General features: G+C 59.1%; 32 protein-coding genes and 1 pseudogene. 10 read left to right on the top strand and 23 right to left on the bottom strand.

Annotated features, from left to right (window positions below; genetic code table 11):
• Window position 1 precedes the first annotated feature (1 nt).
• The 8 genes and pseudogenes from B5P46_RS08930 to B5P46_RS08895 form a co-directional block, all read right to left on the bottom strand.
• Window positions 2-1,003 (bottom strand): glycosyltransferase family 2 protein, encoded by a 1,002-nt coding sequence (locus B5P46_RS08930; protein ID WP_129418356.1) that lies wholly within the window; start codon window positions 1,001-1,003, stop codon window positions 2-4.
• Window positions 996-1,823, bottom strand: a complete 828-nt coding sequence (locus B5P46_RS08925; RefSeq protein WP_129418355.1) for a hypothetical protein — start codon at window positions 1,821-1,823, stop codon at window positions 996-998. Before B5P46_RS08925 ends, B5P46_RS08930 begins: the two co-directional genes overlap by 8 nt.
• A complete protein-coding gene (locus tag B5P46_RS08920; RefSeq protein WP_129418354.1) occupies window positions 1,820-2,710 on the bottom strand; it encodes a DUF6492 family protein in 891 nt (296 codons plus the stop codon). The genes B5P46_RS08925 and B5P46_RS08920 overlap by 4 nt, the downstream gene beginning before the upstream one ends.
• Entirely contained in the window at window positions 2,707-4,806 is a 2,100-nt protein-coding gene (locus B5P46_RS08915; RefSeq protein WP_129418353.1) for a hypothetical protein, read from the bottom strand. Before B5P46_RS08915 ends, B5P46_RS08920 begins: the two co-directional genes overlap by 4 nt.
• Complete coding sequence (locus B5P46_RS08910; RefSeq protein WP_129418352.1) at window positions 4,793-5,953, bottom strand: glycosyltransferase family 4 protein; 1,161 nt, start codon at window positions 5,951-5,953, stop codon at window positions 4,793-4,795. The genes B5P46_RS08915 and B5P46_RS08910 overlap by 14 nt, the downstream gene beginning before the upstream one ends.
• Before the next feature lie 26 nt (window positions 5,954-5,979).
• Window positions 5,980-6,753: a glycosyltransferase family 2 protein gene (locus tag B5P46_RS08905; RefSeq protein ID WP_129418351.1), complete on the bottom strand. Its 774-nt coding sequence runs from the start codon at window positions 6,751-6,753 to the stop codon at window positions 5,980-5,982.
• A 111-nt stretch (window positions 6,754-6,864) separates the two neighbouring features.
• On the bottom strand, window positions 6,865-8,205 hold the full coding sequence (locus B5P46_RS08900) for a polysaccharide biosynthesis/export family protein (protein ID WP_245456125.1): 1,341 nt from the start codon (window positions 8,203-8,205) through the stop codon (window positions 6,865-6,867).
• Between the two features lie 148 nt (window positions 8,206-8,353).
• Window positions 8,354-8,672, bottom strand: a pseudogene (locus B5P46_RS08895) (transposase); the annotation flags it as partial.
• A gap of 201 nt (window positions 8,673-8,873) precedes the next feature.
• On the opposite strand from B5P46_RS08895, the gene B5P46_RS08890 reads away from it, so the two are divergent.
• Window positions 8,874-9,827, top strand: a complete 954-nt coding sequence (locus B5P46_RS08890) for an NmrA/HSCARG family protein (RefSeq protein ID WP_129418350.1) — start codon at window positions 8,874-8,876, stop codon at window positions 9,825-9,827.
• A 1-nt stretch (window position 9,828) separates the two neighbouring features.
• Here B5P46_RS08890 and B5P46_RS08885 read toward each other — a convergent pair whose 3' ends face one another.
• Window positions 9,829-10,749, bottom strand: coding sequence for a LysR family transcriptional regulator (locus B5P46_RS08885; protein ID WP_129418349.1), 921 nt, complete (start codon window positions 10,747-10,749; stop codon window positions 9,829-9,831).
• Between the two features lie 92 nt (window positions 10,750-10,841).
• Complete coding sequence (locus B5P46_RS08880; RefSeq protein ID WP_206735324.1) at window positions 10,842-11,831, bottom strand: LacI family DNA-binding transcriptional regulator; 990 nt, start codon at window positions 11,829-11,831, stop codon at window positions 10,842-10,844.
• Between the two features lie 598 nt (window positions 11,832-12,429).
• On the opposite strand from B5P46_RS08880, the gene B5P46_RS08875 reads away from it, so the two are divergent.
• Complete coding sequence (locus tag B5P46_RS08875) at window positions 12,430-13,935, top strand: DegQ family serine endoprotease (protein WP_129418347.1); 1,506 nt, start codon at window positions 12,430-12,432, stop codon at window positions 13,933-13,935.
• A 140-nt stretch (window positions 13,936-14,075) separates the two neighbouring features.
• Here the strand turns inward: B5P46_RS08875 and B5P46_RS08870 are convergent, their stop codons facing one another.
• Window positions 14,076-14,462: a hypothetical protein gene (locus tag B5P46_RS08870; RefSeq protein WP_129418346.1), complete on the bottom strand. Its 387-nt coding sequence runs from the start codon at window positions 14,460-14,462 to the stop codon at window positions 14,076-14,078.
• Between the two features lie 72 nt (window positions 14,463-14,534).
• On the bottom strand, window positions 14,535-14,939 hold the full coding sequence (locus tag B5P46_RS08865) for a hypothetical protein (RefSeq protein ID WP_129418345.1): 405 nt from the start codon (window positions 14,937-14,939) through the stop codon (window positions 14,535-14,537).
• A 191-nt stretch (window positions 14,940-15,130) separates the two neighbouring features.
• Between B5P46_RS08865 and B5P46_RS08860 the strand changes: the two genes are divergently transcribed.
• From B5P46_RS08860 to B5P46_RS08830, 8 genes are all read left to right on the top strand, one after another.
• On the top strand, window positions 15,131-15,430 hold the full coding sequence (locus B5P46_RS08860) for a hypothetical protein (protein ID WP_129418344.1): 300 nt from the start codon (window positions 15,131-15,133) through the stop codon (window positions 15,428-15,430).
• 140 nt (window positions 15,431-15,570) lie between these two features.
• The gene (locus B5P46_RS08855) at window positions 15,571-15,834 is read left to right on the top strand and encodes a DUF1488 domain-containing protein (RefSeq protein WP_027664972.1); all 264 of its coding nucleotides are present in this window, start codon (window positions 15,571-15,573) and stop codon (window positions 15,832-15,834) included.
• Window positions 15,835-15,904: 70 nt separating this feature from the next.
• Entirely contained in the window at window positions 15,905-16,267 is a 363-nt protein-coding gene (locus B5P46_RS08850; protein ID WP_129418343.1) for a hypothetical protein, read from the top strand.
• A gap of 71 nt (window positions 16,268-16,338) precedes the next feature.
• Window positions 16,339-16,485, top strand: a complete 147-nt coding sequence (locus B5P46_RS34330; RefSeq protein WP_017959492.1) for a hypothetical protein — start codon at window positions 16,339-16,341, stop codon at window positions 16,483-16,485.
• A gap of 82 nt (window positions 16,486-16,567) precedes the next feature.
• Window positions 16,568-17,011: a pyridoxamine 5'-phosphate oxidase family protein gene (locus B5P46_RS08845; protein ID WP_129418342.1), complete on the top strand. Its 444-nt coding sequence runs from the start codon at window positions 16,568-16,570 to the stop codon at window positions 17,009-17,011.
• A 213-nt stretch (window positions 17,012-17,224) separates the two neighbouring features.
• Complete coding sequence (locus B5P46_RS08840; protein ID WP_129418341.1) at window positions 17,225-17,461, top strand: hypothetical protein; 237 nt, start codon at window positions 17,225-17,227, stop codon at window positions 17,459-17,461.
• 120 nt (window positions 17,462-17,581) lie between these two features.
• The gene (locus tag B5P46_RS08835; RefSeq protein ID WP_129418340.1) at window positions 17,582-17,764 is read left to right on the top strand and encodes a DUF3606 domain-containing protein; all 183 of its coding nucleotides are present in this window, start codon (window positions 17,582-17,584) and stop codon (window positions 17,762-17,764) included.
• Between the two features lie 402 nt (window positions 17,765-18,166).
• On the top strand, window positions 18,167-18,367 hold the full coding sequence (locus B5P46_RS08830) for a hypothetical protein (protein WP_129418339.1): 201 nt from the start codon (window positions 18,167-18,169) through the stop codon (window positions 18,365-18,367).
• 418 nt (window positions 18,368-18,785) lie between these two features.
• Here B5P46_RS08830 and B5P46_RS34325 read toward each other — a convergent pair whose 3' ends face one another.
• From B5P46_RS34325 to B5P46_RS08775, 11 genes are all read right to left on the bottom strand, one after another.
• Window positions 18,786-18,947, bottom strand: coding sequence for a hypothetical protein (locus B5P46_RS34325; protein WP_164986463.1), 162 nt, complete (start codon window positions 18,945-18,947; stop codon window positions 18,786-18,788).
• Between the two features lie 314 nt (window positions 18,948-19,261).
• The gene (locus B5P46_RS08820; protein ID WP_432431469.1) at window positions 19,262-19,834 is read right to left on the bottom strand and encodes an AAA family ATPase; all 573 of its coding nucleotides are present in this window, start codon (window positions 19,832-19,834) and stop codon (window positions 19,262-19,264) included.
• A 332-nt stretch (window positions 19,835-20,166) separates the two neighbouring features.
• On the bottom strand, window positions 20,167-21,159 hold the full coding sequence (locus B5P46_RS08815; protein ID WP_129418337.1) for a carbon-nitrogen hydrolase family protein: 993 nt from the start codon (window positions 21,157-21,159) through the stop codon (window positions 20,167-20,169).
• A gap of 326 nt (window positions 21,160-21,485) precedes the next feature.
• Window positions 21,486-21,671, bottom strand: coding sequence for a hypothetical protein (locus B5P46_RS08810; RefSeq protein WP_003546334.1), 186 nt, complete (start codon window positions 21,669-21,671; stop codon window positions 21,486-21,488).
• A 275-nt stretch (window positions 21,672-21,946) separates the two neighbouring features.
• A complete protein-coding gene (locus B5P46_RS08805) occupies window positions 21,947-22,375 on the bottom strand; it encodes a DUF1515 domain-containing protein (protein ID WP_129418336.1) in 429 nt (142 codons plus the stop codon).
• Between the two features lie 75 nt (window positions 22,376-22,450).
• Window positions 22,451-24,292: an SGNH/GDSL hydrolase family protein gene (locus tag B5P46_RS08800; RefSeq protein WP_129418335.1), complete on the bottom strand. Its 1,842-nt coding sequence runs from the start codon at window positions 24,290-24,292 to the stop codon at window positions 22,451-22,453.
• Window positions 24,289-24,501 carry a hypothetical protein gene (locus B5P46_RS08795; RefSeq protein WP_129418334.1) on the bottom strand — a complete coding sequence of 71 codons (213 nt, stop codon included), beginning with the start codon at window positions 24,499-24,501 and terminating at the stop codon, window positions 24,289-24,291. Before B5P46_RS08795 ends, B5P46_RS08800 begins: the two co-directional genes overlap by 4 nt.
• A 19-nt stretch (window positions 24,502-24,520) precedes the next feature.
• Window positions 24,521-24,883 carry a hypothetical protein gene (locus B5P46_RS08790; RefSeq protein ID WP_129418333.1) on the bottom strand — a complete coding sequence of 121 codons (363 nt, stop codon included), beginning with the start codon at window positions 24,881-24,883 and terminating at the stop codon, window positions 24,521-24,523.
• Window positions 24,883-25,347: a lysozyme gene (locus B5P46_RS08785; RefSeq protein WP_129418332.1), complete on the bottom strand. Its 465-nt coding sequence runs from the start codon at window positions 25,345-25,347 to the stop codon at window positions 24,883-24,885. Before B5P46_RS08785 ends, B5P46_RS08790 begins: the two co-directional genes overlap by 1 nt.
• The gene (locus B5P46_RS08780) at window positions 25,322-25,576 is read right to left on the bottom strand and encodes a hypothetical protein (protein ID WP_129418331.1); all 255 of its coding nucleotides are present in this window, start codon (window positions 25,574-25,576) and stop codon (window positions 25,322-25,324) included. The genes B5P46_RS08785 and B5P46_RS08780 overlap by 26 nt, the downstream gene beginning before the upstream one ends.
• Before the next feature lie 117 nt (window positions 25,577-25,693).
• Window positions 25,694-26,620, bottom strand: coding sequence for a class I SAM-dependent methyltransferase (locus tag B5P46_RS08775; RefSeq protein ID WP_129418330.1), 927 nt, complete (start codon window positions 26,618-26,620; stop codon window positions 25,694-25,696).
• Window positions 26,621-26,866 lie beyond the last annotated feature (246 nt).

The following is a 26,866-nucleotide window of genomic DNA, read 5'->3' as shown; positions in this document are numbered from 1 at the left end:
CCTATTCCATCGGTTCGAGAGCGCGAGCAGGAACGGAGGTGAACGGTCGCGTAAGGGCAGCGCGGGTCCGGCCGAGAGCGAAGCCGGCCGCAGTGGCCGTCAGGCCGGCGCCCAGCGCGACGGCGCGAAGAAGGCCGCTCGGCTGGCCAAGCAACATATCAGCCAATCCCCGCATAACCCCTTGGGGCAACGTCCTCGTCATATAGGTCTTTTCCGACGCCAGCGCCTCGCCGGTGCCTGCCATCAACGATAGGCTGGCCTTTGAAAGCCCTTCGGCCCAGCATCGATGAAGGAAATATTTCCACGTCGCGCGATCGGCGGGTATGGCGTGATCGCTGCCGCTCGATGGCTCGAAGACGAAACGGCCATGCGGCAAGGCCTTAGTTGCACGGATGCAGAGTTCGGTTTCCTCGCATCCGAGCGGCAAAGCCTTGGCCGTTCGGCCCAAGCCGGAATCGAAGCCGCCCGTATGATCGAAGACGTAGCGGCGGATGCACATGGACGCGCCGATGAGGTTGCGCACCGGCCCCGGATGAAGGCCGCGATAGGTGCAGCCGACGGTCCACAGGAATTCGTCGGGAAACCAGGACGGACGGTCTGTTTCCCACAACGGGCGGATAGCGGAGACGGCGCCCAGAACCGAGGGATCCTCGAGTTGCCGCACCAAGGTCGCCAGCAAGTCTTGATCCGACACGGCGTCGTCGTCGAGAAACAGGATGACCTCGCCGCGGCTGACAGAAATCCCGGTGTTGCGGGCACCGGAGAGGCCGGGCGGATAAATATTCTCGACGATCCGGACGGGGGTTTCGAAGCGCTTGGCGCGCAGACGCAGCGCGAGTGCCGGATTGTGATCGACGATGACGACGATCTCGTCCGCGGCCGGGACCTGGCGCGCCGCCGCCTCGATTGCTTTGTTGAGAATGTCCCAGCGCTTGTCCGAATAGCAGCAGATGACGATTGCCGTCGTGAGCTTGCCGGGCCCGGGGTGCTGGACATTATCCATTTTTCGTCTCCGGAGCGAACTGAAGGGTTATTCCGGTCGGTGCCGGGGACTGGAGCGTGTCGATGGTCATCCAGACCTTGCGGTAGATCGTTCCCCTGTCGCCGTCCCTGTAGAGCCAGGCTTCCAGCCGTGCGGCGGGGCGCGTTTTTGTCGGTACGGAGAATTCGAAGGTTTGGCTGGAGGAAGGCGCCAGTTCGAAGGTTGGCATCTTTCCAATCAGCGTGCCCCCCAGAACAAGGTCAAGACTGTAAAGCGTCTTGGCGTCTTCCGAATTGCGCACGCCGACTGTTACCACATTGTTCGTCCAGTTCCCTTTGGGCACCATCCAAAGCTCGGTGAATTGAAACGGCTTGCGTTCAAGCGCGACCGGGCGCGCCACGAGGACGGAACTCGTCGCCAAGATCATGGAAGCGGCGAAGGTCCCAAAACGGCGGCCGGGCCAAGCCCAAGGAATGGCTGGAACCGGCCTTGCGAGCTGCAGAACGACATTCAGCCACCGAACGGCGATAGTCGTCAGGCCCAGCGCGTATACCCAGCCTCGCGCATCGAGATGCCCGACGACATGCAGCAGAAGCCCACAAAAAATGCAGGCCGCGAAGCTCAGGAACACCGAGAGCGTCCCCCTCGTGACCATATCGCCCTCTATGCGCAGGGTGTCCACCAGCATGCGGCCCGGAAAATACAGTATCAGCGGCGCGCAGAGCACTAGGCGGACCGCCTGCTCCCAGGTCGAAAAGGTTTCGGGCAGCCACGTTACAGCCAACGCAGCGGCAAGAACCCACAGCGGAATGTTTCCCAGAAAGACACGGCGGGCCATCATCGGGGACGAGCTCCTGCATCCGCCCATGCCGTCGCGCCGATGATCTGAGCGGCGCCCGGGTTCACCTTCATGAGCTTCTGGCGGATCACGTTCGGGTCGAAGGATTTCTGGACGAGATGAACGATCTTGCTGTCCAGCCGGCTCAGAGTGAGGCCGAGACGGCTATGGATCTGCGTCAGATAGGCCCCCCCGCGCGCATCGCGCATCGTCGGCGACTGGTGCATCACATCGAGCAGAAAGACGGAATAGAGCGTCCATTCCCCGAACCGTGTCTGGTCTTTTGACGCGCTCAGCCCCTTAAGCAGCTCGACGTAGGGGTTTGAGCCGTATTTCGACGCGATGTAGTCATTCAGCGCGATGAGCCATTCGCGCTTGAAGCAGAAGAAATCGTTGATGAAATCGACGTAGCGAAAAGACCGGGCCGGCTCGACGCCGAGGATCTTTGCAACATTGCGCAACCGTTGCTTCTCGAAACGGTAGTGCAGATCGGGAAGCCTGTGGCTGGAATAATATAGAACCGGTTCGCGCCGGTCGATCAGATCGGTCGTCGCGATGGGCCGCAGCAGCAGTGTATCCGCACCGAGATTACAGAAATGCTCGGTCCGGCAAAATTCGAAGGCGCGCAGCTTGATGATCTGCTGCCGAAACCAGCCGGGAAGTTCCAGTTCACTGGCCGAAAGCCAGTCGTTGTCGCCGGTGACGGCTGCTCCAGGCACGAGATCCTTCGCGTCGAGGAAGGCTCTTAAAGCGGCCGGGTTGTCGGTAACCATGGTCAGGTTTCCCTTGTCGGGGAAATGCTGCTGGTAGGAGCGAAGGGACGCTTCGAGTAAATATTCGATGTCCCGCGAATGGACGCACATGAAAGCGTCGATACGGCTATCGATCATTGTAAATCTCCGTCTGTTCGTCCCAAGGTTTGCACCGGCTCTCCGGTCCGCTTACCAGGGACGGCGGGCTGCCGTGCTTTCGCGAGCCGCCCGACGTCGAAAATGACCATGAAGCCGTTGTCGAAGGTGCGGTCGACATCGGGCTCGGAATTGAACTTGAGCAGCGACGACGACTGGAGGGGGACCGTGTAGTTTCGGTCCTGCGCGCCGCCGTCGAAATAGACGCCGACGCCGGGCAGGCCGGTGGTCATGCGCAGGTCGACCATGACGAAGCCGACGCCCGAGTCGATCAGCAGCTTGCGTTCCATCGGGCCGAGATCGGCTGCGGTGATGGCCATGCCTGTATCCTGCCCACTCTCAAGAGTGGTCGAGACCTGTTGCCGGCCATAAGTAGACAGGAGCAGGCGATTGATCCGGTCGGTTGCGAAATGCTGGTCTCTCCCCAGCCATTCCCTGGTCCACCTTGCGGCGCTGATCCCCATCGGTTCTATCGACGAGGAGTCGGCCGACACTTCATAGCCGGCCGGAACCAGGATACGTGGTCCCTCGGAGCTGATGACGCCAGCAATCAGCACTGTCGTTGCGGCGGCGGCAAGCGCCGTTGCGCGCAGCCAGCCACGCGACGTGCCGTGCCAGAACGCCGCGACGGCCACCGCCACGACAATTGCGACGCCGAGGAAGGATAGCGAGCCGACGCGGTTGCCGATCTCCCACCCACTGCGCGTCAGGCGGAAGATGATACTGACGGGATAGGCCAGCGTCACCAAAACGAGGACGACGAGAAGGCTTGATCGCCATAGGCGCCATCTGGTCGGCGGCCAGAGGATGCTCGCATTCCGGAGCTGCCCATTGAAAACGAGCGAGCGGAGAAAGCCGGTGAGAAGGCCCAGGCAGATCAGCGCGACGCCCGCCATCGTCAGGTAACGTTGCCAAGCAGGCGCCAAGGCTCCCGTGTCCGACACGAAAAGCTTACGCGTCGAGGTCGAACTCGATACGAGTTGCGCTACCTCGTGTATGCCGCCTGCCAGTACGGGAAGGATGTAGCTGCCGGTGGGGTTCCCGACGATCTTCGACCAAGCGACCGGAGCAATCACGGCGATCGAGGCCAGCAGGATCGCCTGCCGCCTCTGCATAGCGGACGCGCCCTGCCTCAGGCATTCCATCACCGCCGCGCCGCACAAAAGGGCCGTGCAAAAATAGGAGGTGAGATGATGAGTAACCGCGAGCGCCACGATCAGGATCATGGTGGCGACGACCGTCAGCCAGCCTGCCGTGTCGCCCCGCTCCATGCGTCGGCTTTCCGAAGCCAAGAGCACCGCCGCAAGCATGGGGATCGCCAGGCTTTCATAGGAATAGTGGACGTCGAACAGCAAAAACGCGGACGAGCCCATGTAGATCAGGCAGGCGATGGAGGCGATCCGTGCCGAATCCGTGATCTTCTCAAAGAGCAGGAATAGCGCGAGCATGAGCATCATCCGCGCCGCCGCCAACACGATGAGGGCTGCCGCGAAGACGGACAGTCCGGACAGGTTGACCAAGGCGGACGTTATGAGCTCTAGGCCGGGATAGAGGGGGCTGACCGGCAAAAGGGGATTGGGTAGGAACAGTCGCCCCGCCTCGAGAATATCGTTCACCGTCGCCCAGTGCAGGAATTCGTCATGGTCTATGAAGGCGACGGGTGCGCGGATGACGCGTACCACGAAGAGGGCTGAGGTCACGATCACTATGAGCGCCAAGCGCTCCAGGCGGCTGGCTCCCGGGTGGATTATTCGCGCCGCCGCGGGGAGAAAGATCGCGGCGATGGCGCAATAGAACGCGGGAACCGCCCAGCCCTCTCCCAGCCGACTGGCATTTGCAGCAAGAGCGGCCACAACAAGGGCGCAGCTGCAGAGGAAGGCAAAGACCGGCGACATCCCCAGCGACGAAGGATCGGCAACGCCCCCGACCGCGCTGTCCTGCCTGCGCAGGCCCAGAAATGCGGCGATCCACAGATCGACGCGTGGAATGGAAACCCTTCCTGCATAGCCATGACGATAAGCTCCGTCCTGGTAGGCCTTCTGCCGGCCCGGAGAAGCCCGCCCCTTAACAACGGTCATCGTGCTTCAAATCTCCAAGCAGTGCTGGACCGGTTCGCAGTTCAGGCTGCGGATGCGAAAGTACGCGTCTGTACACCATCAGCAGCCGGTCCGTGCAATCGTCCCAGTCCGGCAACCTCGTCTCAATTGAGATCGGCCCCGCCTCCATGGCGGCGAGCATTTCACGCGCGGTGAAGTCCGGCGAAGCGTTGAGCGGAATGGAACGCACGAGGCCCTCCTCAGCCAGCTCTCGAAAGCCGGATGTGTCGGTGGTCAGTACGGGAGCCTTGACCGAAAGCGCCTCCATAACCGCCACGGGATGAGCTTCATAATCGCTGAGGAGCACGACAAGAGCGGCCGAAGACAAAAGATCGGCCATTGCGGACCGGTCGGTCGGCGGAATTGCCCCGATCTCGACACGGTTGCCGAGCCCGAGCTCGGCCACCTGCTGACGCAGCTTCGCCTCATAAGGCCCCTCCCCTAGGATCCGAAGGCGCATATCAGGGAATTTTGTTGCCAGCACATTAAATGCAGCAAGCGCGCGATGATGACCTTTATAACGCTCCAGCCTGCCGAGCGAGACAATCAGCGGCCTGTCGTGAGGTGAAGCCGGTCGCCGCCCGGACTTTTCCGGCAGGCGCGCGCCATTGGGGATAACGATGAACCGGTCTCTCGCGATTGCCATATTCCGGCTGAATAGATCCGCTTCGAATCCCGACACGCCAATGAGTTGCGCTGCCCTGGCAGCCAGAGGCGCAAGCATTCTATGTTGGAAGCGCCGGATCGAGGACCGAAATCGCGACGAATGGCCACCGCTGTGAAAGGTGACCACGAAAGGAAGCCCCTTCCGCGATGCGGCGGCCATTCCCAGCGGTGCCAGAAAGGTGTGGTAGCCTTGAACATGCATCAGGTCCCAATCCCCTTCGGCGACCGCCCTGAAGACGCCGGGGGCGAAGCACCAATCCCGCCCACGGGGAAACGTCTTCAGCCTGACAATCTGCACGCCGTCTCGGGTTTCCGCTACCGGAAGAAGGCCGTCGGGATTGCCCGTCAATACCGTCACCGTATGCCCCTTGCGCACGAGCCGGATTGCGACCTCGCTTACATGGGTTTCCGTTCCTCCGGCAAAAGGCAGGTATCTCGCGCTGAGCATCAAAATGCGCATCATGCGGCCTCGCCAATTAAATCCAGACCTCAGGAAATGCCCTGCTCGAGGACTTGGACGCCCGTCGGCGTACTGACGCGTTCTCGGAAGATCGTCTTCAGCACGCGCCAGCCGTCCGGGAGGGCACGCAGATTGCTGACGCCGTAGATACGCTCCGATTCAAAGCTCGCGACTTCCATGATTTTGAGCTTGTTCTTCAGGGCCCGCAAATTGATCAGCGTCTCAATTTCGAAGCCGTCGCAATCGGCACGCAGCAAGGGAACATGCCGTCTCCAAAAGCCCATGTAGCCGTAGCACAGATCGCTAAAGGAGCTGCCATAGAGCATCCGGACCAGGAGGGTCAGGCCCAGATTGCCGAAACGGCGGATGACCGTCATATCGCTGGTGCCGCCACCCTGCATAAAGCGCGAACCCTTGACGAAATCCGCACCGGCAACAAGAGCTGCGACGAACAAGATGATTTCGTAGGGATCCATCGACCCGTCAGCATCAAGCATCACGATCATATCACCAGATGCGGCTTCGAAGCCCGTCCGCAATGCGATGCCTTTGCCCTTCTTAGGCTGAAGTACGATCTTGACATCATCGCGCATGCTTCGCGCTATATCCGGCGTTCCGTCTGTCGATCGCCCATCGACGATGATGATTTCATGCACCCATGTCGGTATGCGGGGCAAAAGCAGCTTGATGTTTTCCGCTTCGTTCAAGGTTGGAATGACGAGTGAGGTCCTTGGCAAATTGAACATCGGACCTTGGACCGGCATCGAGGCATGCGAGGATTCTAAAGCTTCGATTGCAGACATAAGCTCTCCTTGGCGTTTTGGACCGCGTGACAAATCGCAAATCGACGATGCCCCTGAGCTGTTTGGCCGAGAGGAGGATTAAACTCTCCTGGAAGAGTATGTGGCTAAGTCTCAATGTACTTTGATCAGATCACCAGGCTGTAAGACCGTTTCTTCGGTCGCAGGTTCGACGATGACACCATTGGGTCCAGGCCGAACGATTTCAAATTCAACACCGGCGCTATCATTCGACGATACCATCGACTGGAAAATTTCAAGATCGCTCTCGGTCGTCTTCAACGCCGTGGATAGGCCTCTTTCGGCATCCGCTGCCGACTTTTCGATCTCGATCTTGCGTTCGATACGATCGCGCTCAACGTCCTGTTTTGCTGCCGCCAGCCGTTGCTTTGCGCTCTCGACATCGATGACGGCTTGCTGCTTTCGATCTTCCGACTCGGTCAGTTCGCTTTGTGCCCGGGTCAACTCAATGCTGGTGACAAGTTTGTTTTTGGCCAACTTCTCGATACTTGCCAGCCGATCCTGACGGACCCGAATGGTGGCATCATAATTGCCGACGCGTGCCTGACGCAGATCGAGATCGGCCTGAGCATTGGCGACAGATTTTGCGTAAGCACTGCTCTGCGCATCCTTGCTCGTCGTTACCAATTGGCGCTGCCATGTCTCATCATCCAGCAACCGTTGGGCATCGGGATCGGGACCAAGAACAGGTGTGCCAATGCTGGCAATTTGCACGGAATCGCGCTTAGCCTTGAGCACCTCGGTTCGCGACGCAAGCCGCTTCAGATCGGCCAACTCAGCCTTCAACCGCTCGATCTGGCGGGTAATTTCCACACTCTGCCATGGCTCAATACTCTTCGCCGCCATGCCACCCGCTTGCGCAACGGCATGCAGAACAGTCATGCCATCAACATATCGAAACGAGCCAGGATTACGAACCGGGCCGGTAATATAAACAGGCTGGTGCTCAATCTTGACGATAGTCACGAACCCCTTTCTGCCGACCAAACTTTCGTATGAAGGAAGAATTATCGCCTCCACATCCGCCGGAGGAAGCCCTCGAACCGGGAAGCGTCCCAAAAGCGGAAGCGAAATCGTCCCGTCCGCTTCAACGACGTATTCGCCAGTGAGCTCGGGCCGCTGGTAAAAGTTCCAGGGAACCGTGCCCCGTGAGCCCGTCCAGCGATCTTCGACGGAGGCCAAGCTTTCGTAAAATGCGAGATTCAATTTATCGCCTGAGCGAAGAACGTCACGCAACGATTGAGGCTGCCGGGCCGAAATCTCACCAGATGTCACAACCGAGACAGATTCCGTGGGCGTAGGCAACTCTTCCGCTGCTGACGTTACTGGAGCAATTGCCGCAAATACAACGCACAGTATTTTTTGATTTAGGCGAGAACCACTTCTCAACCTATATTTAGGCATAGTTGGGGATATTATCTGCGAAAGCTTCATGCTTTGAATTTCCGCTTTGAAAACGCGCTGAACGCCCCTCAGATCTCTTTAAGGTTAACATAATATTAAGCATGTTCAATAGTACTTAAGAATATTAATACATTCGGCAAGATTCCTAAGAGTCTGAATCGGAAAGAATTCAATAAACTTAATATCTTGCCAAGTGCCGGGTGAGGATACGGATGTGGGCGATGACGATCCAGGCTTCGGTCGTCGCGATTGATTTTTCCTAATCCCTGGCCAATCGCCGACATTCGCCAAGCCATGGGCGCTCCACGACCCAGCGACGGGGCAGCACTTCGAAACCCTTGGCCTATCGGTTCGCTTGACGATCTGCAGGGTGAACTTTGCGCCTTTTGCAATGCACCCCTCAGCTTTGGTCCACCATAGCCGCCATCGGCGAAGATATGTCTGAGCCAAGGCCAGCGTTTGAGAATGGTTTCAAGGACGACACTTGCGCAGTCGCGGATGGCTTTTGGCGCTTCCGGTCATCCCGCCGCGGGTTTCGTCTGATCCGGGATGGCGAACCGATTTGTATCCGCGCTTGGCCGCCATTTATCCATAAAACGGCATTATGTTATGTATTTCAGCTATCTACAGCCATAGACCCTTGTTGAGATAGGGTGCCGCCATTCACTTGGCGCCAATGACAGGGAAGGTAAAGCTCTATGTCTGCACATGAAAAGCCACTTATCGCGATTGCCGGTGCAACGAGCAAACAGGGGCGCAGCGTCGCCGCGGCACTCCTTCAGAGCCAACGTTTCCGGGTGCGTGCTTTAACCCGGAAAAAGGATTCACCTGAAGCTTTAGGTCTGGAGAAACGCGGCGCTGAAATCGTAACCGTTCCTCTCGAACTTGGCCTTCAGAAAGACCTCGTTGCTGCATTCAAGGGCGCCGATGGCGCATTTCTGATGACGCCGCCGATCGCCCCGCCAGAGACAATCGAGGCTCCCCTCGGCCGACAACTGGCGGATGCCGCCGTTGAGGCCGGCGTCGGGCATATTGTTTTCAGCACGCTTGAGAATGTCGGCGAGATCACCAGGGGCACGAAATATGCGCCGCATTTTACCGACAAAGCCCGCGTTGCAGACTATATTCGCAGCCTGCCGATCTCGCATTCCTTCGTCATGCTGGCATTCTTCTACACGAATCTTCTCGAATATTATGTGCCGCGCATGGAGGGCGATACGCTTCTCCTGCCGGTTTATCTTCCTGAAGATTTCCGAGCGCCTTTTGTCGATCCGCTGACGGCGACCGGGCCGGTGGTCCTCGAAATTTTCTCAAACCCCGAGCGTTATAACGGGAAAACGCTACCGATCCTTGGCGACATCATTTCTCCGCGCGAGATGATCGAAACCTTCCAGCGCGTGACCGGGCGCAAGGCCTCGTATCGAAACGCTTTCACCCGGGATGGCCTGCTGCACTATTTTCCAGAATTTGCCGCCAACGAACTTCTCGTTCGAGAGCTTCTGGGGATGGTCGAATATGCTGTCGAATATGGCTATTTCGGCAAGGAGCACGACCTCGAATGGAGCCGTCGTCTGAACCCCGACACGCTCAACTGGGAGCAGTATCTACGGAAGACGGGCTGGCGTGGCGATAAGCTGTCCTTTGGACTCTAAATCATGACGACCGGATTCCCGGCAATTTGGAAACCTCGGCGACAAGAAAGTCGACGAGAAGCCGAACGCGGGCAATGGCTGCACGCTCTGGAACGATTAGCAAGCTCACCGGAACCGGTAACGGACGATAGTCGCCAAGCACGACCTCGAGCCGGCCGTCATCCAGAAGATCGTGAACCAACCAGAGGTGTGCGGGACCAATGCCGCGTCCGGCGGCAAAGGCTTCGCGCGCTGCGAGCCCGTGGTCGACGCGCAACTTGCCAGTGACGGGGATCATCAGGCTTGCGCCATCGGGAGAGGAAAGAACGAGTTGGTCGCTGCCGGCCACATTGGACATCACGACGGCTTCGTAGCGTGACAGATCGGCTGGGCGCTCCGGCCGTCCGTGGGCGGACAAATAGGCCGGGGCGCCCACCAGCAGCCGATGGCTTTCTCCGAGCGCATGGAGTTTCATCGCGCTGTCGGCGAGAGGCCCAAGACGCAGTGCCACGTCGACGCCTTCGCGAACCAAGTCGATACGCTCGTCCGTCAGGTTGAGGTCGACCCGGATGTCCGGATGCTTATCCTGAAAGTCGAAGATGAGGCGCGTGATGTGCATCACGCCGAGCGCTGCCGTACAGGAAAGCCGAACAGCCCCAGCGGGGGCCTGACGGGCATCTCTCGCTTCTTCGGCAGCCTGTTCGACCAGGCGCAATATCTGCAGGCAGTTCGTATAATAGCGGCTCCCTTCGTCGGTCAGGGTCACGCGACGCGTGGTTCGGCTGAGAAGCGGTACGCCGACAGCCTCTTCAAGCTCATTGAGGTGCCGCGTTACGGTGGATTGACCGACACCCAGCTCTCTTGCGACCATCGACAGGTTGCCGCGTTCGGCGACGCGAACAAAGGTGCGCATTCTATCGAGAGACAGTCCGGCGTTATCCATTTTTCAGCACAGCGCTCGTCATTCAACCAATATAAGGAATAATCTGGACTGCGCCTAGTTCAGTGAGATTTCATTCGGCATATCGTCTCGGATTACCGCGTCGAGCCGCGTGGGATGATGGAGAAGCCGCAATCGACCTTGTCTTCGCCGGGCGGCTCGTCGCGGATGGCGCGCAGCAGCATGTCGGCGACGCGGTAGCCGATATCGTAGCGTGCAATCTGCACCGTCGTCAGCGTCGGCTGGGTGAAGGCCGAAAATTCCAGATCGTTGAAGCCGCAGATGCCGACATCCTCCGGCACGCGGATGCCGCGCACGGCGCATTCGATGAGCACGCCGAGCGCCAGATCGTCGCTTTGGGCAAAGACGGCATCAATATCCGGCACGCGCTGCAACAGGCGGGCAAACAATTCCCTGCCGAGGCCGGTGCTGCTTCCTTCATCTCCGCCAATGGCGAGATCGGGATCGAAACGGCCCGCTTCCCGCAGCGCGGCCTCATAGCCTTCCTTCCGGCGACGCGAGCGAATATCCGTGCCGCGGCCGATGAAGCCGATCCTCTCATAACCCCTCGACAGCAGGAAGCGGGTGGGTTCGGCGCCTGCCGCATGATGATCGAGGCCGACGACCAGCGTTGCCGGCTCCTGGCTGAGATCGGTGATATGGGCGATCGGACAGGTGGCATTCTCGATCAGCGGCAGAAGATCACGATAGGATTCGGCGCCGGCGATGATGACGCCGGCCGGCTTCTGCGTCAGCACGGATTTGAGCTCGCCGGCCTCGCCGTCGGCATGGTGGAGCGTATTGGAATATTGCACGCGGAATTCGGTGGCGCGCAAGCAATCCTCGATGCCGATCATCAGGCCGGCGAAGCCGTGATGGTGCAAAGCGGGCGTGATGACGCCGATGATGCCGTTATGGCGGCCGGCCAGCGCCCGGGCGGCAAGATTAGGGGTGTACCCCATCTCGTCTACCGTGCGCAGGATGGTCTGGCGCAGATCCTCCGAGACGATTTCAGGATTGCGAAGCGCGCGCGAAATGGTGATGGGGCTGACCCCCACCTTCTTCGCCACATCGCTCAACTTCACATGCGCGCCGCGCCTGCCCTTCCGCCCCCGCTCCACTGCCGTCCCCACCGCCCCGTTATATCTAGCCCGCGAGACTCGTTTGCCCTCGAATCGCGGCCTTTACTTTCTGAAGAAGAAATAATTTAGAGTCTACTAACATTTTATATTCGCAACAGGATCCCGGAATATAACTTCCAGAAAGAGCAACAAGTTCGTCTGTCGGCGAATTACGGAGGCATGCGGCGAACGGATCACCGCCTCCGGGAATAAGTCCACTTATTTTCGAATGAAAACATCGCGGAGGACACGAGCGCGGCAAAATCGGGCCGGATTTTTTGAGAAGCTCAAACGCTGGGGGAGCGAAGATTAAACTCCAGTCATATCTTACAGATCGGCAATATAAACATGATCAAACTTTAATTTGTAAATCCGCTTGGTGGGATCATATGAATCCCGAGCGCCAATTCTTCTCTTCCCCGGTCGCCGCCCCTCGACGACTGCGCATTCCCCAGAGGAATTGGCGCCAAACGCCATCCGACGCCAGGTCCCAGGACATGGAACCACGACGCCATCCAAGCCAACGCTCTCGCAAGGGATCATCACCCAAGGGACCACCACCATGCCACACATCCTCCGCAACCATCGCACTGCAGCCCTTGTCGGGGCCGCCATCATCGCGGGCGCAGCCTGCCTGCCCTTCGCAATCAACGCCTCCAATGCCGTTGCCGCGCCGTCGGATACCGGCAGCGTTCTCGCCCCCAGCGGCTCCTTCGCGTCCATCGTCGATGCCGACAAGCCTGCCGTCGTCACCATCACCACGACAATGAAGGCGACCGATGTCAGCGCCGGAGAGCAGGAGTCGCCGATGGACGAGCAGTTCCGCCAGTTCTTCGAAGATCAGGGTATCCCGCTGCCGCGTCAGGCACCGAAAAACCGGCCTTCGCAGCAGGCAATGGCGCTCGGCTCCGGCTTCATCATCAGCCCCGACGGGGTGATCGTCACCAACAACCATGTCGTCGACAATGCCGTCGACATCAAGGTGACGCTGGATGATGGCACGGAACTGCCGGCCAAGCTGATCGGCACCGATCCGAAATCCGATGTCGCCGTCTTGAAAATCCAGGCGCCGAAGCCACTGCAAACCATTGCCTGGGGCGATTCCGACAGGCTGAAACTCGGCGACCAGATTCTGGCGATCGGCAACCCCTTCGGCATCGGCACCACGGTGACATCAGGCATCGTCTCGGCGCGCGGCCGCGACCTGCACAGCGGGCCCTATGACGATTTCATCCAGATCGACGCGCCGATCAACCATGGCAATTCTGGCGGCCCGCTGGTCGACCGCAGCGGCAATGTCGTCGGCATCAACACCGCCATCTATTCGCCGAATGGCGGCAGCGTCGGCGTCGGTTTCGCCATTCCCTCCGACGAGGCGAAGGCGATCGTCGCCAAGCTGCAGAAGGACGGCTCGATCGATCACGGCTATCTCGGCGTGCAGATCCAGCCGGTCACCAAGGATGTCGCCGATGCCGTCGGCCTTGATAAGACCGGCGGTGCGCTGGTTGCCGCCGTCACCGCCGATACGCCGGCAGCGCATGCCGGCCTGAAGCCCGGCGATATCGTCACCTCCGTCGGCGGCGAGAGCGTCAAAACGCCGAAGGACCTGTCGCGCCTGGTCGCCGATCTTGCGCCGGGCGCCAAGGAAGCGCTCAGCGTCTGGCGCGACGGCAAGACGATCGAGCTCAACGTCACGGTCGGCACCAATGAGGAAGGGCAGAAGCAGGCGGCGGCCGAAAGCCCCGACGCCCAAGGCCAGAGCAGCGGTCAGCCGAGCCTCGGTATCGGCCTTGCGGATCTGACGCCCGATGTGCGCCAGCAGCTCAACCTGCCGCGCTCGATCAGCGGCGCAGTGGTCGCCAAGGTCAACCCTGATAAATCGGCAGCTGCCGCCGGCATCCAGTCCGGCGATGTCATCGTCTCGGTGAACGACAGACCTGTTCATAACGCCCGCGACGTCAAGACCGCGATTGCCGATGCCGGCAAGGCCGGCCGCAAGTCGGTGCTGCTGCTTGTCGAACGCGACGGCAACAAAACTTTCGTCGCCGTGCCGTTTGGGGCGGCGTGACGGTCGCCCGAGCTTTGCCGCAAACAGGAAAAGCCTGCCTGAGGCGGGCTTTTCGACAGACCTGAGCGGAAGGCCTTGGAGCCAAGCACCGCTCAGTCGGCAAGAAATCTATAGGGCGCCGTCCGCTCCTCTATTCCTGCTCAGGGAGATTTCAGTTTGGTTGTCTTTGCGGTTGTCTTTGCGCGCATGCGGGATTTGCCCTTTTGGCGGTTTGCCTCTTGCCGCTTTATCGCGTCGGACTGGCTGCGTTGCGCGGCCTCCAATTGTTGCCGCGTCGGAAGATCATGGTCGTAGGTGGAAGCGCTGAATGCCGTCGCGTTGTCGAACGGACCTTTGTGTGGACGCGCCAGACCATCGGCTTGCTTATCAGCGCTATCGATCCCCTGCTCCGCCGATGGTGACCGAGCTTGACGAGCCTGCGTTATCAGATCGTCGGCGGTCGAGCTTGACGTCGCGCTTTTCCGCACGGGGGCGATGTTCTCGCGTTTCCTGCGCCGGTACTTTTGATCGGCGTCAATCCCGGACATGTCTTCTTCCTTGTTCGTCATATCATCGCGACAATCGATCGGAAGTTGCCGGCGACGTCGCAGCAGGCCCGTTCACGGGATCTCGGACAGTCGTTCGGGCAGCCTGGTTTTGGGAAAGCGGTAAGCCGGCGGCCGCAGCGATGCGTCCGCACGCCCAGACGCCGTATACCGCGCGATCCGATAGGCTTTCACCGGGGCGCCGCCGTCATCCTGCCATCTGGCAAAGGAGCCGTCTTCCAATGTCTGCGGAAGCGGGCCTGAACTCAACTGTGTCGCCAGATACATTTTCAGAGCCGATTTCAACGCGGCCTCGTCGACGATCCCCATCTGGAAACAATGAATGAGGAAACTTGTGGCGCTGATCTCGCTGTCATCGGTCGCATAGGTTTCGCCGCCGCGAAAGCCGGCCTTTCGGAGAATACGGTCCAGCATTCTCAAATTGTGGATATCGAAAAACTGATCTGATGTGGAAGACATAGTGTCCTCCTTCGTTGGGGCTAGGGTTCACTGGCGCTAGGGTTTACTGGCGCGCCCCAAGCAGCGGTGCCCGTATCGTGCCCGCCGATAGTTCAGCTTGCGCTCTTTGCCACCTGACCGCAACCTCATTCGGCGGCCGCCATTGATAATGGCGGGGCGGAACCCATTTTAGAGAGAGGAGGATACGCATCATGCAGTTCAACGATGAAGCGACCCTCACAAAGCCGTCGGCATTGCCGGTGGAAAGGCGTGCGCTGGTCGATCAGCTGCGAGAGGCGATCGCACGCCTGACGCACGGGCTGGCGGCCGCCGGATTGGTGGAATTCGTGCCGCCACTGCTGGAGATCAACAAACTTCTCGGCGATATGACGGACGAAATATCCCGTGCGGATTCGCTCTATTCCGATGAGGTTATCACGGGTACGATGCGCTTGATCAAGACATCGGAAGCCTTGCTTGAAAACCGGGTTATCGTGCAGACCATCCACTAAAGTCTGCCGACGCTTTGACATTCAGGCAGGCTGGTCGCTGGACATCCGGCGTCAAGCTATTCGCTCCCTCGTGCATCCATCATCATCACCGGTGCCCGAGTTCCGCAGATCGGCCGAGCCCACTTCCAAGGATAACCGCAATGGCACTTATTTTTCCCAATAGAAGCCGCAGCTTCGACGAAGCGCGAAAAGGTGTCCGCTTCACCGGCTATGACGGCATGTTCGAAGTCAGGTTTCTGGTCGAAGAGGCAGCCCTCGGCAGCGCGATCACCCAAAACTCTTCCGAGGCCGCCTATCTCAATGCCTTCGATGCGGCGCGTTCCTCCATTCAGGAGGCCGCATCGAGAGCCTATCAGCATCGACGCGGAAACAACTTCACGCTGACGGCCGCAGATTTTCGCTGATCGCTTGAAGGCGCATGGCGCCAGCGCGCTGAAATGGCCATCGTCCCGCACCGCCGGAGGAGCAAAGCATATGGTTTGCACGCGATATCGCCCGAAAGACCTGAAGCTGGCACGCCGCCATATCGTGATGGCCGCGCATCGCGTTGCCGATCAGGAAATGGTGATCAGGAAACTATTGCGCAAAGGCAGACCCTCCGGATCGGCCTATGCGCTGCTCAGCAGGCTCTACGACGATCAACGGCGGAAGCTCGATCGGCTGAAACTGATCGAAGCAATGGTTGAGGTAGAAGTGCAATCCTGTGTGGACGTGCCCAGCAATCCTGGCACCTCCGCGCCGCCCTTTGCGATCGTGCACAACAGCGGGATCTCTCTGCCGGACCGGCAATCCGCCACGCCTTGTAGCGCAGATGTTTGGCGCCCATATTTGGTGTAGTGGCAGCTTGTGAACGGGCGCTGCTTCCCGGGATAATCAGAGTTATCCGGCCCCAACCAAAGGAGGGCATCATGTCTTCCACGGTAAACATCCATTCGTGGAAACGCCTCGCTCAGCATATCGGCAGGTTTCGGTATATCGACTTCCTGGTGAAATCGACACCAGCAATCTGTCTGGCCTTCATCGTCTATATCATTCTCAACGATGTCTTCTGGTAGGCACTGCAAGACTGTTGCGGCGGTCAAGACGCTTTGCTGCCGATCAAACGAAGGCTGAACGCTGACGGAATTGGATAACGCGATGCAACTGCGAGAAATGGGTGAACAAGATTGCCTCGCCTTTCTGGCAGGCCACACCCGTGGCCATCTGGCATGCCTCGGCGAAAAATATCCCTATATAGTTCCCATTCAGTATGCCTATGAAAAAGATCGGCTTTTCATATTTTCCATGCCGGGCCTGAAGATTGATCTATTGCGGGCCCATTCACCCGCCTGTGTTCAGGTTGAAGAATTCGGCGAAAACCGAACGTGGAAGAGCGTGCTTGTTCAGGGCACCTATGATGAACTGACCGATACGCCGGCCCGGCATGACGAACGCATCCACGCCTGGTCTCTCCTGCAGAAGCAACCGTTCTGGTGGGAACCGGGATCGTTTGCCTTAAGCGCGGAAAGCGAAGACAGCCCTGCCCCCTCCATATTCTTCGGTATTTCGATTGAGATGGTATCGGGAAGGCAAGTGGTTTAACATGCGGGCGTTCAGACTGGCCGCGCCTTGATCCTTGATTCGCAAGGCGGCGCTGCTGCATGATATATGGAACTCCAGACAGACACCCCCAGCTAAACGCTGTCCGATACCAGCCTTTCCCATAGGGGCGCGGATTGCTTGATGCATCTTACCAACGTGGCTAGCTGAACCGGCACCGCGTTCAATGCCACGCGACCACTCATAGGGAAAACGATGACAGACGCACCTGGAAATGAAGCCCTTTTCAACATCACCGGACATTACGTGCAGGAATTGAAGGCCGTTCTTCAAAGCGAGAGCATTGTCGAAGGCACCGACTACGAAAACAGCGCCTTTAACGAAAAACGACGGGCGGAAGGACTGCACCTGCTGCGCTTCCACAAGACCGGCACGGCAGCGCAGGCGACCCAGATCTGGGAAAAACATATGACGGCCCGAGCGCATCGATAAGACGGCACGAAGCCAATTCTTCGATTGATGCCGACGTGAGAGCGCCGGTTCTCCGATCCTCGGATCCGGAGACGATGGCGTTGGCACGTCAGCGCAACATTTCCATGGAAGGAAAAAATCATGACCAATGACACAACGAAAAAGATCCAGCCCGCCAAAGCGGCCGTCACTGAGGCGCCCTACGACGTCATCTACTTCGCCAAGAAACATCGCATTTCCAACGAGGATGCCAGGGACATCATCGAGAAGCACGGCGCCAATCGCAAAGAGGCGGACAAGGCCGGCCGGCGCATCAGCGCCTGAAGCATAAATGGCCTGGCAGATGTCGTCGTCCCAAACCGCTGCAACTTTTGGATGACATGTATTACAGCGCCGCGCGTCTTTCAGACGCGCAAAGGACGCTGTAACAGTTCAATCGACGCATCGTGCTTCCGAAAATCGATTCCGATTTTCGGGCCGATGCGCTAGCGACTGCCGGCTTTATATCTGCCGGCGATGCCACGATGCAACATCAGCGGACGAATTAACCCTACTGGCTTACCTTAATATCAGCATGCACTTGAATACCCCCGCCCCTATGCCATCGTAGCTTCACGACAACATTTCTGGTTCCTGAAGCAGCTCGCCGGAACCGTGGCCCGCCTTTCCCCGGAGAGGCCGGCTTGCCTTCATCGGGCCCGAGCTCAATCGAATGGAGGGTGCGCCATGAACAACGTCTTGGAATTTCGTCCAAAATGCCCGCATGTCGAAAGCCTGTCCGACTGCCGGGAAGCGCTTGAACCGGCCGTGATGAAAATCGTCAGCGACGCCATCGGCAGGGGATACACGGCCGCGGAAGCCGCCATGGTGATTGCCGATATCGCCGACGACTACATCCTGATGCTGTCGCGGCAACCACGGCATTGACACGCTTTCTGAGCGCGCAGCTGTGCCTTCTTGAGCCATCACGCATGACGGACGAAAAACATGGCTTCGCCCGTGCCAATAGCCGGGAGCAAAGTCTTTCCGTGAACTGCTTGGAGTGGACCGCGCAGCAACTGCAGGGGTAGCAGTGGTACAGGAGACGAGACCTGCCGCGCGATCCGCCGGCAAAACCCCTGATATTGCCGGAAGTTCCCGGCAGAGAAACGACGCCACGATCCCGGAAATTCCGCCGAGAGATCATTGACAACTTGCCCGGGCACGTTGCGACCGTCACACCGATAAGCTCCCGCCGGGCGAAAACCGACAGGCACATTACAACGCCAATGAAAAACCCCGCCGGAGCGGGGCTTTCAGCGGTTCGAAGCCGAGCGAGCCGAACGGTCGGCCCACATCTTAAACCCTATCGATATTTAAAAATCCAAGCTAAAGGCGTTTTTCCCGCGCCTTCGCGACGCTGCTTCGTCTCGCTCAATCTTTGAATCAACGCCGTAATGCGGCGTGAAACACTCATATGCACCGCCTTTCGCGACCTCTTCACGAAATAGAGCGGTTCAGCTTTCATGGACTGATCCGCTCTCCAGCCCCTAACTGAAATGTGGAATACTTTCTGTCGCAAATATCTGTCGCGAAACTCTGACTTTTGCGAGTGAGTTATGCGACAGAAATTTACAGAAGGGTGTAGTGCTGGCGGTTTTGTCGCGGAAGTTAGGATTTTTGCGACATTTGAACGGCCGGTTCCGACCCCATTGAGGATTTCGCAGCATGAGCGCGATTGCCAGAAGGCTGCCATGATTGAGCTTTCGTCTGCGCGAAATCGAAGACCTGGTCCGAACCGCCTACTGCGCAAACCCGGACTACCCCTGTCGCTATGGCGTATCATATGAGGGCGGTGATGGCCGGGTGGTTTGACCGATCGTAAAGCGCCATCTCCTCGGCGGTTGGCGACTCGAACAGCTTCGACCACCTCAGCAGGTCTGCTCGCGCGATGTGGAAAGTGCCGGTTGGAAGCTCGGCATTTCGCCGAGAGAGGCGGTTCCAAAGCTCCTCAAATGGAACGTCGAGGAAGCAGAGGACGACGCGGGCACCCGCTGCGCGAGCTTCGTTCCGGCAGGTGTCGCGTTCTGCCCGTGACCACACTCCCCAATCCACGACTACGTTACACTGAAGCCTTAGGGCACGCAGAGCGATCTGCCATTGTAGGCTCTCGACCCTACCTCGGCACGGACCAGTTTCGGCTTCCGGCGTAGAGATGCCGGGATAAAGCTTGTGCATCCAGTCGTCTCCGGTGAGACGGAGGGCAGATGCTTCGTGTTCGATGATCTTGGCGAGCGAGGTCTTCCCTGAACCAGGAAGGCCGCAAGTGAGGTAGAGCGTGGGCATTGAAAATCTCTGATTTGGCTTGGCAAGTGGAGTTGGCCCCGCGTGGGTGCGGGACTGCGCTTCGCTCAATGCCGCTAGGCGCGGCCAATCAGAGGTGTGTTGCCATGCTTTATCTTGTAGGATCGCTTGTCTGGGAGGTCAAGACGGAGGGATCCCGGCTCCGTCACATGGGCGAGCGCTCAGGTGAACTCGTTTAGCCCACTGGCTGCTTTGTGGCGCTTCCGACAAAAAGTTGCTCGTCTGCTTTCCACCCCATCTGTGCCGCTACCCGTATGTTGCAAAAATCCCGACTTTTGCCGCGTTCGGAAGTCAAGATCTCCGCGACAAGGCAGGAAATTCGTCCTTGCCGTGCACCGGGAGGTCAGCGGGTAAACCCACCCCCGCTGACCAACGCCTATTCGTCAGAATAGGTTGCGACCGTCACTCCTCGGATCACCATCTATCTGGTGAGGCGTGTAAAGGTCGGCACGAGCGTTTCGCCGCCAAGGTCTTGCAGGAGACTCTGGATCGTTTCTGATGGTCGTAACAGCGATCGCAGCTTCCCCACTTGTGGGGCATCGTACCGCCCATTGCCCGTCAGGCGCAGCTATTCCGGAAGGGACCGTGACGCTCTGCGGCGCATGGGCCGAAAAACTGATCCAGTAGGAATTACTAGCAGCGTGTCCTAATGCCTCCGCAGCGAAAGCCAGTGAAGGCGTTGAAGGCGTCTCGCCTGTGGTGGAGAACAGTACGCAATCGACATCATGTCGTTCATATTCTGTGAAAATTTCCGGATAATGCAGTTCCATGCCCATCGAGCAGCCGAAACGGAGACCATCCACCTCAAAGGTCACCGGATTTTTTCCCGGCGAGTACATAAAAGAGATTTTCGTATTCGATAGCAGACGCTCGTCGTAGCGTGTCACCAGCTCTCCACGATCGGATATCACGTAGAGACTGTTATGCGGTCGATGTGGCGAAGTGAGCTGATGGACGGAGCCGAATATCGTCCATAGCTTAAGTTCGCTCGCAAATTTTCTGGTTGCCTCCAGTTCCTCCCGCAAAACACTCCATTCGCAGCGAGTCCAATCGGACGGGCCAATTTCCCGAGGTCCATTCTCAGACATGATGCGCTTGTTAGGCGAACAGGTCGCTCCCTCGGGGAAGTGTATGAGGCGAGCGCCTGTCTCATGGGCCTCCTCCATAAGACGGCGCATTTCCGCTCCGCTGGCACGGAGCGCCGAATTATCACGAGGATCGTTGAACAGCGATGTTTGGGCGACAGCGATCCGTATTGAACGGATCACGGGCTCGTCCGGTCGTTGGCGGATATGTTGAAGAGCTGCGGTGTAAGATTCGCCGGTTTTGGCTGCGCGAGCACGTACAAGGCGTTTGAGATTTCCGTTTTGCGTCATTGTCAGGCCTTTCACGCCTCGGACGCAGTTCCCCAGCAACCCGCCCGAAACGATCGGACCAAGACAGCGGCCTGAGACGAAAGTCCCTTTGCCTCCGTTCAAGACCATGCTGGGGAAGGTCTGGGAGGTTAGGCGCAGGCCACGCCGAAATAAAATTGTCGAGCAGGTGCTGATTCGTCAAGCTGTTGCGATAATCCCGATTAAAGCGACGGTTTTGCGACTGAATTTTACGACGTCGCAAAACCAACGTTCAGTTAGGGGCCGGGGACGCTCTAAACCTTTGTGTTTATGCAATTCCCTGGGAAACCGCTTCGCACGTCTCCCGACTAACGCCACCTTGGCTGGCGCGGCGGAGCATTGGCCTGGATTTCATGCAGCGGCGCCCGAGAGCCTAGAAGTTTCTTCAGCTTTTTCTCCTCCGCCGGGCCGATGCCGAATTTGCGGCAATGTTCCGCAACATCGTGCTCTCGCGGGCCGGGGATGCGAACTTGGCGATTGCTCATGCTCTTCATGACTGTTTCCTCCTGAGAGGAAAACCGACAGGCGGCCGATTTGTTCGTCAGCGATATCTAAAATTTAGGGGGTGTTTGCTTCGGTTTGGGGCAAGTGAGAAACCGCCGGTCTGCCGGTGCTTGTAAAGAGAATAATGAGGGCTCTGCCTTCCTCAACGTAACCCTCGATCCACTGATCGAAAAGCCACCGAGGCGGTGTACTGCGGTCAAGGACCAATCGGTCATGTCTGCATGAAGAGCGCCTGTCTTCCTCTCCAGGGATTACAATCGACCGATCAATTGATCTTCAACCAATGCCGCAACGCCGCCACCGCGCCATCGCTCGCATAGGCAATCATCCCGCCGATCGTCAGTCCCGCAAAGGCAATCAACCCCGATATCCCATAACCGATCGTCTTCATCCGCTTCCACTCCTCAAGCGCCGGCCCGACCGCCTCCTGGTTCTTCTCGACAGTCTCCTTGAGGCTCTTGATCTCCTCGCGGATCTGCGCATCCGCGCCGCCGCTGATCGCCATCCTGGTGTCGAGGTGGGCGATTTGCCTGGCCTGCTCGTCGAGCCGCTTGTGGATCACGGCGCGGCTGTCGTGGGCGTTGGCCTTTTCGTCGCTGACCTCGTTGCGCAGAAGCGCGACGTTTTCCTCGATGCCTGTCAACCTGCCCTCGACGCGCCCGAGAGCGCGCAGGATATCGTCATTGGATGTCATCTCTGCCCAGACCCGCTTTGTTTGTTTGACGCATCTCGTTACCCCGGAACCGCTGCACACTTCCGGGCAACATACCTATGGATTGAATTTCAGCTTTTCGGATTGGGGAATGTCGCCCACGACACGGTCGATCACGGCGCCGTAGGGATGAACGCCATCCGGCGTGACGCTCGGGCGGACGATGGAGCCGACCGGCAGCACGGTGGAGCGCGGGATCGAGATGGTGATCGTGTTGCCGGAGATGCTGCCGATCGACGTGGTCGACAGGCGGGCAAGGCCATCCGGCCCGGCATAGGTGCTGATCTCCTGCTCCGGCCCGAAGATGCTGGCATCCGCAACCTCGATCGTCGTGTAGGTCGCAACACCGTCCGTGCCCGACTGCACCGTCACCGTGGTGCTCGGCAGCTCCAGCATGCCGGGCCAGACGGCATCCCTTTCACCGGAGACCCAGGCTGCATAGGTGTCGATCGCGTCGTCGCAGCAGGCCGAGGTCTTCGCCAGGATATCGGCGCGCAGCCGCCATTTGCCCGAGGCATCCGTGCCGTCCGCCGGCCAGGTGTTGCTGGCCGAGAAGCTTTGGTAGGCGGCCCTGAGATAGAGGTCGTTGGCGGTGATTGTGCCGGTCGCGGGCGATGTCGCCGATCCGGCAAAATTATAGGTGAAGCTGTTTGGCCCGGTGACCGTGATCACCACATTGCCGTTATACTCCGTCTGCGCCGCGCCCGAGATCGACACCGTCTGGCCGGTCGCGAGCCCGTTGATGCCGGACGCGATCGTTGCCGTCACGACGGTGCCGACCGATGTCAGGGTGACCGCGCGGGTGGACACGGTGCGGCCGAGCGGCGGCAAGGCGACGATCTTGACGCCGGGGTAGCGCGTCCGAAGCCTGGTGATCAAGCTTCTGTAATTGGTGTTGAAGAACTGCGTGTAGGTGGCGGCCGTGTCGTTCTGCCCCATCTGGTTGGCGATGACGGTGAACGGCTTCTTGTTGTTGTTGAAGGCGGTGATCTCGTCGAGAATGGCCCAGCGCCGGGTCGCGATCGCAGCACCGCTGCCGGTGAGTTCGCGCACGGAACCGGCTCCCGGCATGCCGATCATCAGATGCGGAATGCGGCCGACGCTGCCGTCCCTATCGAGCCAGCGGCGAAACCAGCCGAGATTGCCGCGCGCATCGGCAGCCGCGGAAAACTGCTGGCGCGCTTCACCGATGCTGTCCACAAGGCCGAGAATGATCGCGCGACCATCCCAATCGCCCTTGGCGATCATGAAGTCAGGCCCGTAATATTGCGGCTGCGTGACGGTCGCGTAATTCGTGTCGAGTGCGGCCGTACTGTCGGCAAGCGGGGTGTCCTTGAAGGCGAGCAGCGTGGCGAGATCGCCCGCACCCCAGACGCGCTCGCCGCGATGCTTCTGGATGCGGTAGACCGGCCAGATCTTCTCGCCGACGGCGGTATGATAGAACAGCCAGATTTCGATTTCGCTTTCCGGCGCGACATCGGGAATGGTCAGCTCATCCGTCCAGGCGCCGTTCGTCTGGTCAGCGACGGTCACCGTGTTCAGGCCGGCGAAGGTGCATTGGTAGAAGACGCCGGCCGCCCTGATGAACATCGCATCGGCGACCACGGAATTGCCCGGCGTGCCGATCGTGCCGGTGACGACCGATTCTTGCGGCGAGTTGCCGCCTTCCGTCGAAGCGAAGCCCGAGAGGTGAAAGCGGAAGGTCCTGGTCTTGTACTGCGGCGTGTTGACGACGATCTTGGTGCAGACATAATTCGCGCCGGATGCGGCGGTGACGAGACTGCCTGATGGCATGCGGTTGCGGGTCGCGAAGAACATGTAGCGATCGGGGTCTCCGCCGGCCCCGCCCCCACCGCTCAGCATCGGGTTGGTCAGGGCAAGCGAAATAGCGTTCATCATCGGCGTGTTCCATATCTGTTGGTGAGGTCGTCGTAGAACTGAATGGTGCGCCCTTGGCGGGCATTGGCGCGGTCGAGCGCCTGGCGCTCGCGGGCGAGGATGGCGATGACGGGCTCGCCTTCCACAACAGGCGCATGCGCTTCCTGCCGGCGGAGATCGTCCGGCAGCGGCGGCAGAGCGATACCGGCCGCCGCCTGCCCCTTCGTCACCGCCGCCCTGTTCAATCGCTCAGTGGCGGAGCAGCCACTGACGATCAGCAGCAGTGACAGCGCAAGCGCGGTTCTTTTCCGAAAGCTGAAGCTCATAGGATTGGATCTCGGTTTCGAGTGTGTCTCTGGCGGCCTGTTCGGCGGCCGAGGCTGCGGCGAGGCGCTTGCGGTGCTCTTCGCCGGCCGCCCCCGCCGCATTGCGCTGGCGCTCCATCTCGGTGGCTCTCGCCTCGGCTGCGCTCTTCTCGGCAACAAGGACATAGCCGGCGCGCGCCTGCCTTGCCGCCGAGGGATAGCCGATCGAGACGGCATAGAGGTGATAGAGCATCAGGCCACCGGCAATGCCGGCGCCCATCTTGAGCGTGTCGAGGAGCCCGAACATCAGATGCCCTCGAGGCAGAACTGGCGTTCTTTCTGCCGGCGCCGGGTGAGGCCCGGAAAGACGATGCCGGCGGCACGGTTCCACTTCAAAAGCGCCTCGCAGCCCTCGGCCGTCCTGCCTTGGTTGATGAGCCTGACCGCGCTCGAGCCGCAGGCCGCCTTGACGCCGACATTATAGGCAAATGAGGTCAGCGCCACGAAGCGGGCATCCGGCAGGGCCACGCGCACACAGCTTTCGACGCCCCCGGCATAGGTCAGCAGTTCCAGCGCCAAGAGCGCCCTGCACTGCTCCACCGTCTTGCGGTCTCCCGGCTTGACGCCATTGGTGCTGCCATAGCAGATCGTCCACGGCTTCCCTTGCGTGGCCGGATCGGGATAGGCATTCTGGCGCAGCCCCTCGAACGATCCGACGAGCGCCACGGCCATGGCCGCGGCGGCACTACCCTTCTGCAGGCGGTTTGCCATTCAGGTCTCCTGAGATTTTCTGCTGGACGAAGATGCGGGCGACAATCGCCGCAACGGCGAGAAGCCCTGTCGCTACCGACATGGCGAGCTGGATGTAGATGTTGCGGGACACCCAGGTGGCGGCGACGAAGGTGTAGATGGGCTCAATGATGATGATGAGCAGCGCCAGCGCCATCAACCGCACCGACCAGGCACGCTTCAGCACCTCGCGCCAGTTATGGACGAGCATGGGGTGGGCTCCGGATTATGGATTAGGCAAATAAAAAGGCGGCTCCGAAGAACCGCCTTGAAGATCCGTGATTGTGCCTGTCCGACCCTTACTAAGCCGCAGGACATTCACCATAGCTTACTTGCTGAGGACGTAGCAGTGGAACGCGTTGGTCGGATTATCATGGATTTCAGTCGCCGCGAATGGCACTGCGAACCGCTTCAGCGATTCCACCCATTCTGACTTCACATCAGCTAGCCTGTCGACCGGAATTGCCTCCACCGCTTTTAAGAATGCCGGGAACATCGGCCTGAACCCAATATCCCAAGCCTGAATAATGTGTTTCGACAAATGGTTCGAGTGACGACGGACCTTCAGTCCGGCAGCCCCGAAGATTTCCCGCCATTGTTCGTCGCTCGCTGCCTGTTTGATGTTGTCGCTCAAACGGCCTCGGTCAAGCTCGTCGAGCCAGCTCCACGCGGGATCTTTGGTTTGCACGAATAGGCGATTGAAAAAGCTGTAGTCCGGAAGAGTCGCGTTCGGCAGCATCAGGCACAATTGCCCGCCGGGCCGCAGTATTCGGCAAAGCTCTGCCATCGCAATTGCAGGATCATTCAGCCAATAAACAATGTTGGAGAAGATCGTATCGAAACTATCATCCTCAAACGACAGAGGCTCGTTTCCGTCGCCGACAACGGTCTCGGCATAAAGACCCAATCCAGCCGCTTTCTTCAGCAAATTTGGCTTGTGGTCGAAGCCAACAGAAATCTGATAATCGGGCCTCTTTGCCACTAGTGGCGCGTAACTATCGTCATAGGCATCGAACACGTCGACCTTCTCGTAAAAACGATCAAGGTTGGCCGTCTTTTGAAACGCATCAAAGAGGGGATCAAACTCGCCGCCAGCCCTGATGAATGAGAACAGGCCGTCGCCGCAGCCGAAATCGAGTGAGCGACCGATAAACTCAAAGTCTCGCATCGCCTCGATATCCAAGTACCGCCAGAGAGCAGTTTCAGGCCGAAGCCAAAAAACATTTAGTAGTTGATTGAAATTTTCAGACGCCATTGGGACTCTCGAATTTGTATGGATCGGAGACGAAAATGCCACCACTTCAGCCAAAGTCGCGGGACGATTTAATTTCGTCAGCTCTCGAATCCCTCTATTCCATTGAAGGCTTCTCCGACAGCGAAAAGATCGAGGGCATTCGACCTTGCCCTCGTCAACTTGCCAGAGTCCTAAAGGCAGGAGCGCGCGGCCGATCGGACGAAGCCCCTCGATCAGCCTCGCACCAGATGGCGCAGGATGTCCCTC

Source organism: Rhizobium leguminosarum, assembly GCF_004123835.1.
Classification (GTDB): domain Bacteria; phylum Pseudomonadota; class Alphaproteobacteria; order Rhizobiales; family Rhizobiaceae; genus Rhizobium; species Rhizobium leguminosarum_M.
Note: the sequence above shows the minus strand (reverse complement) of the source record. Positions and strands in the feature narration are given on the sequence as shown.

Excerpts from the sequence above, each read along its gene's own strand:
- B5P46_RS08930 (WP_129418356.1), bottom strand. The coding sequence starts at position 1,003 with ATGGATAATGTCCAGCACCCCGGGCCCGGCAAGCTCACGACGGCAATC.
- B5P46_RS08925 (WP_129418355.1), bottom strand. The coding sequence starts at position 1,823 with ATGATGGCCCGCCGTGTCTTTCTGGGAAACATTCCGCTGTGGGTTCTT.
- B5P46_RS08920 (WP_129418354.1), bottom strand. The coding sequence starts at position 2,710 with ATGATCGATAGCCGTATCGACGCTTTCATGTGCGTCCATTCGCGGGAC.
- B5P46_RS08915 (WP_129418353.1), bottom strand. The coding sequence starts at position 4,806 with ATGACCGTTGTTAAGGGGCGGGCTTCTCCGGGCCGGCAGAAGGCCTAC.
- B5P46_RS08910 (WP_129418352.1), bottom strand. The coding sequence starts at position 5,953 with ATGATGCGCATTTTGATGCTCAGCGCGAGATACCTGCCTTTTGCCGGA.
- B5P46_RS08905 (WP_129418351.1), bottom strand. The coding sequence starts at position 6,753 with ATGTCTGCAATCGAAGCTTTAGAATCCTCGCATGCCTCGATGCCGGTC.
- B5P46_RS08900 (WP_245456125.1), bottom strand. The coding sequence starts at position 8,205 with ATGAAGCTTTCGCAGATAATATCCCCAACTATGCCTAAATATAGGTTG.
- B5P46_RS08890 (WP_129418350.1), top strand. The coding sequence starts at position 8,874 with ATGTCTGCACATGAAAAGCCACTTATCGCGATTGCCGGTGCAACGAGC.
- B5P46_RS08885 (WP_129418349.1), bottom strand. The coding sequence starts at position 10,749 with ATGGATAACGCCGGACTGTCTCTCGATAGAATGCGCACCTTTGTTCGC.
- B5P46_RS08875 (WP_129418347.1), top strand. The coding sequence starts at position 12,430 with ATGCCACACATCCTCCGCAACCATCGCACTGCAGCCCTTGTCGGGGCC.
- B5P46_RS08870 (WP_129418346.1), bottom strand. The coding sequence starts at position 14,462 with ATGTCCGGGATTGACGCCGATCAAAAGTACCGGCGCAGGAAACGCGAG.
- B5P46_RS08865 (WP_129418345.1), bottom strand. The coding sequence starts at position 14,939 with ATGTCTTCCACATCAGATCAGTTTTTCGATATCCACAATTTGAGAATG.
- B5P46_RS08860 (WP_129418344.1), top strand. The coding sequence starts at position 15,131 with ATGCAGTTCAACGATGAAGCGACCCTCACAAAGCCGTCGGCATTGCCG.
- B5P46_RS08855 (WP_027664972.1), top strand. The coding sequence starts at position 15,571 with ATGGCACTTATTTTTCCCAATAGAAGCCGCAGCTTCGACGAAGCGCGA.
- B5P46_RS08850 (WP_129418343.1), top strand. The coding sequence starts at position 15,905 with ATGGTTTGCACGCGATATCGCCCGAAAGACCTGAAGCTGGCACGCCGC.
- B5P46_RS34330 (WP_017959492.1), top strand. The coding sequence starts at position 16,339 with ATGTCTTCCACGGTAAACATCCATTCGTGGAAACGCCTCGCTCAGCAT.
- B5P46_RS08845 (WP_129418342.1), top strand. The coding sequence starts at position 16,568 with ATGCAACTGCGAGAAATGGGTGAACAAGATTGCCTCGCCTTTCTGGCA.
- B5P46_RS08840 (WP_129418341.1), top strand. The coding sequence starts at position 17,225 with ATGACAGACGCACCTGGAAATGAAGCCCTTTTCAACATCACCGGACAT.
- B5P46_RS08835 (WP_129418340.1), top strand. The coding sequence starts at position 17,582 with ATGACCAATGACACAACGAAAAAGATCCAGCCCGCCAAAGCGGCCGTC.
- B5P46_RS08830 (WP_129418339.1), top strand. The coding sequence starts at position 18,167 with ATGAACAACGTCTTGGAATTTCGTCCAAAATGCCCGCATGTCGAAAGC.
- B5P46_RS34325 (WP_164986463.1), bottom strand. The coding sequence starts at position 18,947 with ATGAAAGCTGAACCGCTCTATTTCGTGAAGAGGTCGCGAAAGGCGGTG.
- B5P46_RS08815 (WP_129418337.1), bottom strand. The coding sequence starts at position 21,159 with ATGACGCAAAACGGAAATCTCAAACGCCTTGTACGTGCTCGCGCAGCC.
- B5P46_RS08810 (WP_003546334.1), bottom strand. The coding sequence starts at position 21,671 with ATGAAGAGCATGAGCAATCGCCAAGTTCGCATCCCCGGCCCGCGAGAG.
- B5P46_RS08805 (WP_129418336.1), bottom strand. The coding sequence starts at position 22,375 with ATGACATCCAATGACGATATCCTGCGCGCTCTCGGGCGCGTCGAGGGC.
- B5P46_RS08800 (WP_129418335.1), bottom strand. The coding sequence starts at position 24,292 with ATGATGAACGCTATTTCGCTTGCCCTGACCAACCCGATGCTGAGCGGT.
- B5P46_RS08790 (WP_129418333.1), bottom strand. The coding sequence starts at position 24,883 with ATGTTCGGGCTCCTCGACACGCTCAAGATGGGCGCCGGCATTGCCGGT.
- B5P46_RS08785 (WP_129418332.1), bottom strand. The coding sequence starts at position 25,347 with ATGGCAAACCGCCTGCAGAAGGGTAGTGCCGCCGCGGCCATGGCCGTG.
- B5P46_RS08780 (WP_129418331.1), bottom strand. The coding sequence starts at position 25,576 with ATGCTCGTCCATAACTGGCGCGAGGTGCTGAAGCGTGCCTGGTCGGTG.
- B5P46_RS08775 (WP_129418330.1), bottom strand. The coding sequence starts at position 26,620 with ATGGCGTCTGAAAATTTCAATCAACTACTAAATGTTTTTTGGCTTCGG.